This is a genomic window from Cellvibrio sp. (genome assembly GCF_053579595.1).
This window is the reverse complement of record NZ_JBRFPI010000125.1, coordinates 1-10,782: the sequence shown is the minus strand read 5'-3', so window position 1 is coordinate 10,782 and position 10,782 is coordinate 1. Positions and strand designations below refer to the sequence as shown.

At 45.9% G+C, this 10,782-nt stretch carries 8 protein-coding genes and 1 pseudogene; 2 read left to right on the top strand and 7 right to left on the bottom strand.

Translation table 11 applies throughout. From position 1 onward, the window contains the following. The coding region (locus ACWA6V_RS09765; protein WP_449522307.1) for an ABC transporter permease at positions 1–2,312 on the top strand (2,312 nt) is incomplete at its 5' end. A 99-nt stretch (positions 2,313–2,411) separates the two neighbouring features. Here the strand turns inward: ACWA6V_RS09765 and ACWA6V_RS09760 are convergent. Both ACWA6V_RS09760 and ACWA6V_RS09755 read right to left on the bottom strand, forming a co-directional pair. Beyond that, positions 2,412–3,515: a pectinesterase family protein gene (locus ACWA6V_RS09760; protein WP_449522306.1), complete on the bottom strand. Its 1,104-nt coding sequence runs from the start codon at positions 3,513–3,515 to the stop codon at positions 2,412–2,414. An 87-nt stretch (positions 3,516–3,602) separates the two neighbouring features. Continuing rightward, the gene (locus ACWA6V_RS09755) at positions 3,603–5,078 is read right to left on the bottom strand and encodes a mannitol dehydrogenase family protein (RefSeq protein ID WP_449522305.1); all 1,476 of its coding nucleotides are present in this window, start codon (positions 5,076–5,078) and stop codon (positions 3,603–3,605) included. Between the two features lie 293 nt (positions 5,079–5,371). Here ACWA6V_RS09755 and ACWA6V_RS09750 point away from each other — a divergent pair, with 293 nt between their 5' ends. Then, positions 5,372–6,313, top strand: coding sequence for a sugar kinase (locus ACWA6V_RS09750; RefSeq protein ID WP_449522304.1), 942 nt, complete (start codon positions 5,372–5,374; stop codon positions 6,311–6,313). Between the two features lie 166 nt (positions 6,314–6,479). On the opposite strand, the gene ACWA6V_RS09745 is transcribed toward ACWA6V_RS09750, so the two are convergent. From ACWA6V_RS09745 to ACWA6V_RS09725, 5 genes and pseudogenes are all read right to left on the bottom strand, one after another. Then, the gene (locus ACWA6V_RS09745) at positions 6,480–6,875 is read right to left on the bottom strand and encodes a VOC family protein (RefSeq protein WP_449522303.1); all 396 of its coding nucleotides are present in this window, start codon (positions 6,873–6,875) and stop codon (positions 6,480–6,482) included. Positions 6,876–6,971: 96 nt separating this feature from the next. After that, a complete protein-coding gene (locus ACWA6V_RS09740) occupies positions 6,972–8,378 on the bottom strand; it encodes an NAD(P)(+) transhydrogenase (Re/Si-specific) subunit beta (protein WP_449522302.1) in 1,407 nt (468 codons plus the stop codon). 2 nt (positions 8,379–8,380) lie between these two features. Then, positions 8,381–8,680, bottom strand: a complete 300-nt coding sequence (locus ACWA6V_RS09735) for a proton-translocating transhydrogenase family protein (protein ID WP_449522301.1) — start codon at positions 8,678–8,680, stop codon at positions 8,381–8,383. Positions 8,681–8,693: 13 nt separating this feature from the next. Beyond that, complete coding sequence (locus ACWA6V_RS09730; protein ID WP_449522300.1) at positions 8,694–9,851, bottom strand: Re/Si-specific NAD(P)(+) transhydrogenase subunit alpha; 1,158 nt, start codon at positions 9,849–9,851, stop codon at positions 8,694–8,696. 339 nt (positions 9,852–10,190) lie between these two features. Beyond that, positions 10,191–10,782, bottom strand: a pseudogene (locus ACWA6V_RS09725) (altronate dehydratase); the annotation flags it as partial.

Below are 10,782 nucleotides of genomic sequence, written 5' to 3'. Positions count from 1 at the left end.
TTCGCAGCGAGGCGCCAATTTTTGGAAAGCCACGTATTAGCGAATCAGTAGATGACCTTTTCTATCCCTTGATACGGCAACATTTGGCTCAGGATATTTGGGCCACCAAAATTGCAAGAACTAATAGTACCGTAATGGTTCAGGATGGAACCAATACCAACCCACGTGTGGAACAACTTTTGATAACAAGGGTATCACCTGATTTTATTTCTATTTTCAACCCTAAAATTATTGCCGGCGAGCTGGACGCCTTTCGCGATAAACCTGATTCCGCATTTATCAGCCAATCAATTGCGAAAAAATTATTTGGCAATGAAAGCGCACTCGGGAAGACCTTATTAGTTCCCGATGCTGTATCACCCGAACAACAAGAAAGTGCACTCGCAAAAATAAAACCTTTTGTTATTGTTGCTGTAGTCGATATGGACAATTCCCGCAGCCATATTAACTCTGGAGTTTATATCACGGAACCTGACAGCCAATTAACAGCGGCTAATTCAACGCGATTTCATCGTGAGACTTACATAAAAATCAAAAGCAATGCATCGCATAATTCTATAGTGGCAAAACTCAATGCACTCAATGAACAAATACCACCTGAGTTTGACTCGATAAAAAGTACAGATCCGACTTTATTTCATTTAATGCCAATTACTGAAAGACATATGAATGATAGCGTCAGTGATGGTATTCGGTTACGCGTATTTGTTCTCTATTGCCTGGGTGCCCTGATTTTATTGGTTGCGGTCAGTAATTTTATTAACCTGAGTTTGGCTGGCTACGTAACACGCCAAAAAGAGGTAGCGCTAAGACGTATGCAGGGCGCCAATATTTCACAATTATTTTGGCAATACTGGCTGGAGAATGGTGTTTTTATCATCTTGGCTACGCTACTTGCTCTGATCTTGTGTGAACTGCTAATCCCCTATTTCATTGGGCTGCTCAATCTACGGCTAGTATCGGGTATTTTTGTTGAGCCGCAACTGGCATTTATGTGTGTTGCCACCGTTGTGATGATCTCTGGGATAATTGCCTTATATCCGGCAATTTATTTTGCCAAAATAAAACCTGCACAAATCCTCCGCGCCAATCGCTCAACTGAAACCCGCTTTTCCCACTACACGCGCAGAGCTCTGCTGCTAGTTCAATTTGTGGGTGTAGGCGTATTAGTGATTGCATTAAGCGCAATCAGCTGGCAAATGCGCATACAAGACAACTACCAGCCAGGCTACAAAACGGAAAATATTGTATTTTTTCTCAATCAGCAACCCCTGGAAATATCCGTATCCCATATAAACAGTATTAAGCAGGAAATAAAAAAATCCCCCAATGTCATTAGTTCATCACTCACTATGGGCGTGATTCCAGGGCAATCCAGCCAGCAAATGGAGGTGGAACGGATTATTCAGGAGCAACCTTACAAGGCTCAACTGGTTTTTTCCTGGTTAATTGATCTGGACTATTTTTCAGCATTTGGCATGCCGATCATTGCAGGCAACCTTCCAGTAAATAAGCCTTTAGTTCCACCTAAAACTGTCAATAACGGTCAGTTTCGTGGCGAGGTAATTTTATGCCGGACTACTGCCCAACAATTAGGCTTTGCAACACCAGCGGCCGCCATTAATGATACGGTAGAATTGTTTAAACAGCCGGGCAGACCCGGAAGTGCTCAAGCAAAAATAATCGCCGTAATTGACGATGTCGATCTTGGCGATCATCGCAAGGCACCAAAGCCCTGCATGTTTGTAACACTGGATAATGTTTTTCCCAATCTTCCCTTGGCAGTGAATTTTCATAAGGCACCAAGCGCCTATGAAATCGACCAAATCAAAAAGCTTTGGCAGGAAATTACTGGAATCACGCCACACCATTGGCTGCTATCAGGCTCTCTGGCAGACCAATATTCAATAGAGCGTACGCTACAAAAATTCCTGTATGGTTTTGCTGCTGTTGCACTGGCAATAGGGCTATTGGGTATTTATGGGATTACTGCACTAAGCGCGCAAAAACGCAGTAAGGAAATTGCACTGCGAAAATTGCATGGTGCAGGCCAATGGCAAATTATTCGCTTACTAAATCGTGAGTTTTCATTGTGGGTAATATTGGCAAATTTACTGGCCTGGCCAACAGCTGCCTACTTGGTTATTCGTTGGATAGAAAATTTTCATAACCACTTTTCGCTCTGGTTTTGGTTGCCAATATTTTGTGCATTCGCACTGGCAACGTCTCTCTTATTAGTATGGCTTACCGTGACGGCACATTCCCTATTCATAGGAAGATTGCGTCCGGCCGAAGTGCTGCGCGATGAATAAATTCCTAAACCAATAAGGGGCGACCATAGCCATCCCTCAGCCCCGCGTTGACAGGAAGTCTTGACCCTACCCTTTTTGTGGTGGGGTCTTTTTTATTATTTACTCCGGCTGCCAATCCCCTAATATTTTTTCGCGCGTATAATTTTTTACTTCTTCATCACCTAATTGGCGACGCTTGTTATTAACCACTGCGCCGGGACCGCTGCTGTTGTATTCAAAGAAACGCGCGTCTTCCGGCAAGAAGGGAATTTTGGTTCCGTCTTTTGCGGTGCCATTCATGGAATACCAACCATCTAGGGTGATGTGGGAATCCATCCAGGTGTTGATAAATACGGCTTTGCCAATTGCGTTAGGGTCGGCGTAGCGGCCATCGGGAAATTGGGTGGTGGGGTGCCAAGGGCGGCCGAGGGGGACGGAATTATCAGGGACTGATTCTTTGCAGGTGAGTTTGCAATCAATAAAGGTTAACCCGAACTCATCGACAATTTGTGTTGATGGTGCAACGAGATAACCATGCGGGTCATTGGGCTTGCCGCGCCCAAGCGTGTGAATTTCGGAATCAGTAAACAGTGCATTGCCTTTGCCAAAAATAAAATCGACATTGCCAGCTATAAAGCTTTTATCAAACCAGCTGCGGCCGGAATTTACGAACAAGGTATCCTGATAACCTAACAGGCGGACATCGCGTGCTAAAAATTTGTCGCTGCCTGCATCCAAAAATAATGCAACTGCCTGGCTGTTGGCTACGCGTTTTGCATCATCATTTGCCAGTGCATCATTGCTTAAAAAATCAAAGGTATTTTCGATAGTCAGTTGGTGCACTTGGATGTTGGCTGCACGGATGGTAACCGTTGCCGAGCCGGGTGTGCCCCAGGTTTTCCCCTCTGCATAAGTTTTTCCGGCATAGGCATCGTAATAAATGCGAGTGGTATTTGCGCTTTCACCCAGTAACTGGATATTGGGCTTGGTGATATTAATTTTCTCGTAGTAATCACCAGCGGCGATAAAGATGATGTAAGGCGACGGAGAATTAACTGGCGCAGCATCGAGTGCAGCTTGGATACTGGTAAAGCTATTGGCCGCTGGCTTGGCTGCCTTATCCACCAGTGCGTTGTATCTGGATTTGGGTTGATTAGCGCAGCCAGTGAAAATGAGTATTGCGAGGATGATGTAATTGATTTGGAAAAATCGGCGGGCAATCATTCATTAATCTCCGCAAAATGAATCTCTGTATTTTTTATTCAGGCATTCCCAAAGAAACTTCGGGAATGCCAATCGAAATATAACATCTTATTTAAAAGCTTCTTGTACCGATGCCAATACACCTTTAGCGTAGAAACGCTCCAACCATTGCGTAGTCGTTTTCACAAAACGCGTTTCATTAATTAAATCAGCACCAAATACTTTTTGAGTTCCTACAACCGCTTTTACCATGCCCGCAGGATTTCCCTGGTTAGCATCGCAGGCAGCGCGCAATTCTTTAGCGAGTGGATCTGATACTTCAATCACCGCACCTTTTTCATCCACACCCGACACATAGCGAATCCAGGCGGCAACACCCAAACACAAAATATCGATATGGCCATTGCCCGCCAATTGTTCACGCAGGGTTTCCAATAAGCGTTGCGGTAATTTTTGCGAGCCATCCATAGCGATTTGCCAGGTGCGGTGCTTCAGGGCTTTATTAGAAAAACGCTCACGCAATTGTTGTTTGTATGCCTCGATATCAAAACCCGCTGGCGCGACAACTGTTTCGCCTGCCTCACGCGCCATATAGGTTTTTACCAAATTTACAAATGCCGGTTGCTCCATGACTTCGCTGATGTACTGGAAGCCAGAGAGATAACCGGTGTAAGCCATAGTCGAGTGGGCGCCGTTTAATAAACGCAGTTTGATTTTTTCAAACACGCGCACATCTTCAACTAACAGCACACCGACTTTATCCCACTCGGGGCGACCATCGGCGAATTTATCCTCCACTACCCATTGCGTGAAAGGTTCGCATACCACCATTCCTTCATCGCGCACTCCCATACGAGCTTCAATATCGCGACGGTCATCATCGGTTGTTGCAGGCACAATGCGGTCGATCATAGTGCAGGGGAAAGTAGCGTTAGCTTTTATCCAGGCGGAAAATTCCGGTGAAATTTTTTGTGCGAATTGGGTAACGACTTTTTCCAATACTTCACCGTTGTTGGGCAGGTTATCGCAGCTGAGTAGCGTAAATGCTTTTTGATTATTATCGAAACGTTGTTTTAATGCAGCGACCAGAAAACCAATTGCCGAGACAGGTGCTTCCAGATGTTCAAGGTCGTGAATAATATCGGGGTGAGCGAGATTTAAATTGCCGGTTGCCGGGTCGTGACAGTAGCCTTTTTCGGTAATGGTCAGCGAGACAATTTTGATATTGCTGGCCGCCATCTGTGCAACTAACGCGGCGGGATTTTCCGGGCCAACTAACGTATCGAGAACAGCACCGATAATCTGTAATTTTTCACCATCACCTGAGCGCTCAACCAAGGTGTAGAGACAATCCTGCGGCACTAATTGATCGCGCACACTCGCCGAGCGCAGACTGCTGCCGATAATTCCCCAATTGCCACCAAATTTATTCAATGCCGCCTCAGTATAAAATGCCTGGTGAGCGCGATGAAATGCACCTATGCCCAAGTGCACAATGCCTGGCTTTAATGCGCTGCGATCATAGCTGGGCAGAATAATATCTTTCGGTAAGTCAGCAATTACATTTTTGTTTAAACGATTCATTAGAAAAATCCAGAAAGGTTGATTGCGCCAACATCAGGCACACAAATATTTATAACGAAAAAATTTGATTTTCAGTCTTCAATTGAATTCACCGCGACTGCGGAATAATGATTAAAACAACCTTACTCATCTTGTCGATTTTGTACAGTATATCGATTTGCAATCCATAATTTTCTATTTTTAACGGCTTAAGAGTGCTATATTTTGGTTTTATTTTTTTACTACAAAAACACAGTGTTTTCGGCAAAATAAAACATCATTTAACGCTTTTAATAACTCCTGGAATTACTTAAATGGCACACATAGCAGCGATTGGCGAAGTCATGGTGGAGCTGGCTCCATTCCCCACTGCCGACAGCAATGGCCGTGAAACAATGGCCTTATCTTTTGCGGGCGACACCTATAACACCTCGGTGTATATGGCGCGCCTTGGTTTAAAAACCGATTACGTTACCCAACTCGGTGAAGATCCTTACAGTGAACAAATTATGCAGCGTATGGCCAATGAAAATATTGGCACCGGCATGATTAAGCAACTGCCCGGCCGCTCCCCCGGTTTATACATTATTCGCAACACACCCGATGGCGAGCGCGAGTTTTTCTACTGGCGCAAAGAGGCACCGGCACGCGAGCTATTTGCATCGCAAGAAGCAGCCGACCAACTCTGCCAAAAACTCGTTCACTGCAACTGTGTTTACCTGAGCGGTATTACGCTGGCGATTATCGGTGAGAAATCGCGCGAATTTTTGTATAACAGTTTGCACAAGCTCCGCCAGCAAGATGTGATAGTCGCATTCGACAGCAATTATCGCCCGCGCTTATGGCGCGATAAATTTGAAGCGCAACAGGCAATGCTATCGATCATGCAATACACCCATATCGCACTACTCACACTCGCCCATGAACAATTGCTCTGGGGCGACGACAGCGTTGAAGGCTGCAAACAGCGTTACGCGGCATTTAACCTCGGCGAGCTGGTATTAAAGCGCGGCGCTGACGATGCGATTATTATCACTCCCGATGCAGAAATTCGTGTTCCTGTTCCACCGGTGCAAGGTGTAATTGATACTACCGGCGCAGGTGACACCTTTAATGCTGGTTATTTAGCAGGCCGCTTGATGAATAAATCACTCGAAGATTCTGCCAAGCAGGGTATTCGCTGCGCAGGCATTATCATTCGCCATCGCGGTGCGATTATTGATAAGGCTATTTTTGATAAAGAACTTGGCGCTTAGGCCGCACTCTGCAAAATTGCACACTACGAGTTTGTCGTTAATGCTTCTGTTTCAAAACACTTGAGCCATGGATGGCGAATGTGAGCCCCATGGATGGGTTTATGCGTTTTTGAAACAGAAGCATTAACGGCAAACGTATTCGAAGCACAAAAAAACTTTTATAAATCTACTGCTGACAGCGCAACATTTTATTACCGCGCTTGCACAACTGAATTGCCAATCCCCATGGGTCGCGCATCATCACCAGATGTGAACCATCTTTGATATGCACCTCTTCCGCAAAACTCGCACCCACTGCTTCCAGCTCTGCACGTTTCTCTACCGGGTTTTCACACACAAACGCCAAATGCACTAACAGCGGATTCATATTGGCGTAATCCGGTACTTGATCGGGCGGATTGTTGTAAATCTCCAACATCACATCACCGCTATCATCACCGAGGAAATGCGTATTAGCACCACCATCCTGTTTGCGCACAATGGTTAAACCCATATGCGCCACATACCAGGCCGCCATAGCGATAGGATCTTTTACGTTAATGGCAAAGTGTTCAATTTTCATAAAAGCATCTATTTGAATAAACAATTTTTACTAAAGCCCTAAAAAGGAGTGCCTGATCTTAAACTTAAGAAGAGGCACTCAGTAGGAGCTCCACACTTACGCTATATTTTTTACGATTGTTTCCACCATTTTTTTGGCATCGCCAAATAACATCATGGTGTTATCTTTGTAAAAAAGTTCGTTCTCCACACCCGAGTAACCCGACGCCATTGAACGCTTCACAAATAACACTGTGCGCGCGCGCTCCACTTCCAAAATTGGCATACCGAAAATCGGGCTTTGCGGATTGGTTTTAGCAGCAGGGTTAGTTACATCGTTGGCGCCGATGACAAAAGCCACGTCGGCAGTTTGAAATTCATTATTGATATCATCAAGCTCAAAGACTTCGTCATAGGGCACATTCGCCTCTGCAAGCAACACATTCATATGCCCTGGCATACGGCCGGCAACCGGATGAATCGCATAGCTGATTTTTACTCCGGCCTTTTTCAATTCTTCACACATTTCACGCAACGCATGCTGTGCCTGTGCTACCGCCATACCGTAACCGGGAACAATAATCACTGAGCCAGCATTCTTCATAATAAATGCAGCATCTTCCGCACTGCCGCGTTTTACCGGACGCTCTTCTTGATCACCAGCTGCGGCAGCCGCAGAGGTATCTGCACCAAAACCACCGAGAATTACGTTAAAGAACGAACGGTTCATGCCTTTGCACATGATATAGGAGAGAATTGCACCTGACGAGCCGACTAGTGCACCAGTGACAATTAATGCATCATTGTGCAAAGTAAAACCTATGCCGGCAGCAGCCCAACCCGAGTAGGAATTTAGCATCGACACTACGACTGGCATATCGGCACCACCGATCGGAACAATCAGCAATACACCAATCACAAATGCCAGCGCCGCCATTCCCCAGAAAACCCAGGGCGATTGATCAACACAGAAATAACCGATCAAACCAATAATCGCCGCACCAAGAATCGCATTAATGAAATGCTGGCCACCAAACACAATCGGCTTGCCCGATACCAAACCTTGTAGCTTGGTAAATGCAATTACAGAACCGGAAAAGGTGATCGCGCCAATGACAACACCCAAGCCCATTTCAATTCGGCTGGCGATATAAATTTCACCCGCTGCATTTAAAATTCCAAATGCGGCCGGATTACTAAACGCTGCACCCGCAACCAACACCGCCGCCATGCCAACAAGACTATGAAAAGCAGCAACCAATTGCGGCATGGCAGTCATCGCAATTTTGCGTGCGATAAAAATACCAATCACCGCACCAATCGCCAGCGCCGATAAAATCCAACCATAAGAAGTCACCGCCGGGCTTAGCACAGTAGTGACTACGGCGATCAACATACCCAACATGCCAAACAAATTGCCTTTGCGCGACGACTCAGGCGATGACAAACCGCGTAGCGCCATAATGAAGAGTACTGCTGCAACCAAATAGGCAAATGAGGTAAAACTTTCATTGAGTGACGACATAATTATTTCTCCCCCACTTTATTTTTCTTTTTATACATTGCGAGCATACGATGGGTGACGGTAAAGCCACCAAAAATATTGATTGATGCCAAAACCATGGCGCAAAAGCCGAGCACTTTGGATAAGCTCATGCCTTCCGGGCCAACGGCAATTAATGCGCCGACAATAATCACACTCGAAATGGCATTGGTCACCGCCATGAGCGGCGTATGCAATGCGGGGGTTACACTCCATACCACGTAATAGCCAACAAAAATGGCCAGGACAAAAATGGATAATTGCGAAACAAAATTGGCTTCCATAATTAACTCCCGATTAAGCGGCGCTGGCCGATTTGAAATTAGGATGAACGATGGCGCCATCGCGCGTGAGTACGGTGGCGGAGATAATTTCATCCTGCCAATTCACACTGAATTGCTTATCGGCATTCATCATCGGGGTTAAAAAATTCAACACATTTTTAGCGTAGAGCGCGCTGGCATCGGCAGATAAACGACTTGGGATATTAAATAAACCAATGATCGTTACACCATTGACTTCAACGACTTCACCCGGCTTGGTGAGTGTGCAATTACCACCCTGCTCAGCAGCGAGATCCACAATCACTGAACCGGGGCGCATGCTGTGCACCATATCGTCATTAATTAACGTCGGCGCTTTGCGGCCGGGAATTAATGCAGTGCAAATGGCGATATCTTGTTTCTTTAAGGTTTCGGCAACCAATTCAGCTTGGCGACGCTTGTAGTCATCGCTCATTTCTTTGGCGTAACCACCAGCAGTTTCAGCGTTTTTTACTTCTTCGCTTTCTACCATTACAAATTTTCCGCCGAGGCTTTCGACTTGTTCTTTAGATGCTGCACGCACGTCGGTTGCCGATACAATTGCACCCAAACGCTTTGCCGTTGCGATCGCCTGTAAACCCGCAACTCCGGCGCCGAGCACCATCACGCGTGCGGGAGCAATAGTGCCTGCCGCCGTCATCATCATCGGCATTGCGCGGTCATACACATTGATTGCTTCCAATACCGCGCGATAACCGGCCAAATTCGATTGTGAACTTAGAACATCCATGGATTGCGCGCGCGTAATACGCGGCACAAATTCGAGCGTCATTGTAGTGATACCTGCATCAGCATATTGAGCAATAGCCGCAGGATCGGAATAGGGCGACAGCATTGCAATTAATACTGCACCGCGCTTTATCAGCGCCAGTTCATTCAGGTCACCTTCACCTGCCAGGAGGGGGCGCTGGACTTTTAATACAATATCCGCAGAGCCCAATAAACCTGCAAGATCATCGCTGAGTGTTGCGCCCGCTTCTTGATAGGATTCATTGGTAATTCGGCTGGCGATACCGGCATCTTTTTCGATTGCAACGTCAAAACCCAGTGCAATGAATTTTTTTACGGTATCGGGTGTTGCGGCAACGCGCCGTTCATGGGCGCGCCTTTCTTTTGGAATAACGATTTTCATTTTTTGTCGCCCTCTGTAATAGTGGCAAATTTTTGGCAATAGCTATTTTTTGCGAATAGAAATTCACATCAATGTTTTCATCAATGTGAATGGAGCTGCCGTAATTTGCTTTCTAGTGAATTTCTTTTTATATGACTTGGCTCTCACCAAGTTTTTGGACGGGCCAATTCTTTGATTGGCCTCGGTTTTTATATATTCATTAGATCGTGGATGGCTTATGAACTCCGTTATTTATTCTGAGACACGCCGTAAATACATCCATGTAGGCTCATCTTCGCCATCCATGGCTCAGACGGTCTCAGAATAAATAACAGAGTCCATGGCGCGGCGAGATTAAAGTTAAACCACCGCACCAATTTTCCATGGGATAAATTCATTATCGCCATAACCCAGCAATTCGCTTTTAGTTGGCTTACCTGAAGCAACTGCCAAAATTTCTTCAAAGATTTCCTGGCCAGATTCTTCAAGGCTGATTTCACCATCGGATACTTTGCCGCAGTTCAAATCCATATCTTCTTGCATGTGGTTATAGATTTTGCTGTTGGTCGCCAACTTGATACTCGGTGCTGGCTTGCAACCAAACGCAGAACCGCGACCGGTGGTGAAACATAAAATTTGTGCGCCCGATGCAACCTGGCCGGTGGCAGATACCGGGTCGTAACCCGGGCTATCCATAAACACAAAACCTTTGGTGGTAATGTCCTCACCGTACAAAAACACATCGGTCAAATTGGTGGAACCACTCTTCGCTTGCGCACCTAGGGATTTTTCAATAATCGTGGTGAGGCCACCGGCTTTATTGCCCGGCGATGGATTATTGTTTAATTCGAAATCGTTGCGCGCGGTGTAATCTTCCCACCAGCTAATACGATCCAATAATTTCTGCGCGATCTCAGGCGATTCAGGTCGACGCGTTAACAAATGTTCCGCA